The sequence below is a fragment of the Frankia sp. CoWAU3 genome, from assembly GCF_977971855.1.
Genome location: NZ_CDWWXB010000201.1, coordinates 5038 through 6671, shown reverse-complemented (window position 1 = coordinate 6671; position 1634 = coordinate 5038). Strand labels below are relative to the sequence as shown.

The window sequence follows — 1634 nt, the reverse complement described above, 5'->3', positions numbered from 1 at the left end:
CAAAGATCCAGGTCAGACCGTCCTGAACCAGCCACCGGCCAGCTCAACGGACTCCAAAGATCAACTTATCTAGGAAACTCCCGCTAGAGCGCGCACGTGCCGCGAGGCGTCGGCGAGCTGACGGCCGAGCGTGGTGAGGTCGCCGTCGGAGTGCAGGTCGTCGAGCCAGGTCTGGGCCTGGCGCCAGCGCCACGCCTCGCTGGCCCGCACCGCCTCGCCGCAGCTCGACGGGTCACCCTGTCCGGTGAGGATGGCGTCGGTCCACAGTGGCGCGACCGCGCGCAGCCGGGCCGCCAGCCGGTCCCGGCGTTCCACGCCGGGGCGCAGCGCCGCCAGCCGGGCGCTCTCGTCGAGCAGCGCCGTCCAGGTGGCCAGGTCCCGCCTGGTCAGCGCCTCGTGCAGGTCGGCCCACACCCGGCCGGCCCGCGGGCTACGGCCTCCCTCGGCGAGCGCGCCGGCGATCTCTTTCTCGCGCCGTCGGCCGGTCGCCGTGGCAAGCAGGCCGGCGAGGTGGTAAAGCGTCTCCGGGTCGGAAGGCGTCGTCGTGACGGGATGGCCGGTGGGATGGCCGGCGGGGAAGACAGCGCGCAGCCGGGCGGACAGCTCCGGTGCCGCCCGGCGTTCCCAGTCGACGGCGTCGGCGAGGCCGCCGGCGACCGCGCCGAGCCGGGTGAGGACGTCGGGTGCCGCGGGCTCGATGGCCTCACCGCCGAGGGCGGCGGCGATCGCGGCCTGACGGGCGGCGGCGGCCAGCGTCTGACGGCGGCGCACCTCTGCCTCGACGATTGCCACGTCATCCCCCGTGCGCGCGGCCAGCCCGTCGACGCGCACCGCGTCGTGCAGGTCCCGCAGCTCCCGTCCGCCGAGGCGGGGGATCCACCGGCCGGTGGCGAAGCGGCCCCGCAGGTCGGCGAGCAGCCTCAGCTGGACCCGCGGGTCACCGGCGGGCAGCTCGATGGAACGGCCGAAGGTGAGGGTGGTCAGACGGCGCAGCTCGGCGACCTCGGCGGCGAGGGCCGTGGCCTGGTCGGCCCAGAACCTGGCCTGCTCACCCGACGCCGCGCACTGCGCCCGGGCGGTGGTGAGCCAGCCGACCGACAGCCGGCGCAGCCGGTCGGCGGCGGCCCGGGTGTCCTCGACCAGGGCACGGACGCCGTCGGCACCGTCGGCACCGTCGACGTCGAGCGCGTCGAGCGCGTCGAGCGCGTCGACGGACAGGCCGGCCTGTTCGAGGTTGGCGAGCCCGGCGCGGATCTCGTCGAGTTCGTCGTGCAGCCGGCCGAGGGCGACCGCGCCCGGCAGCGACGCGCCGCCCGGCAGATTGCCCGCGGCGGCCCGGGCGTCGGCGGGGGTGATCTCGCGCGCGGTCCGGTAGAGCTCGGCGAGCTCGGCCGGGCCGAGCGGAAGCGCGCGGGTGGGGTCGAGCCGGTCGGGAACGAACCCGAGCTCCTCCGCGCGCTCGGCCAGCCAGCTCGCTACCTCCGGCGCGCGTTCCGGCCCGTGCGGCAGGTCGAACTCCCGCGCCTCGCCGGCCAGCAGGTCGATCATCCGCAGTTCGAGGGCGCGGGCGGTGGCGCGGGCGGCGTCCAGCTCCTCGGCGAGGGCCTTCACGGCCGCGGTCTCCCGCGCCGGGT

1 pseudogene is annotated in these 1634 nt (G+C 76.5%); it reads right to left on the bottom strand.

Annotated features, from left to right (window positions below):
* Positions 1 to 69: 69 nt before the first annotated feature.
* A pseudogene (locus tag AC08ON_RS15175) lies at positions 70 to 1634 on the bottom strand (AAA domain-containing protein); the annotation flags it as partial.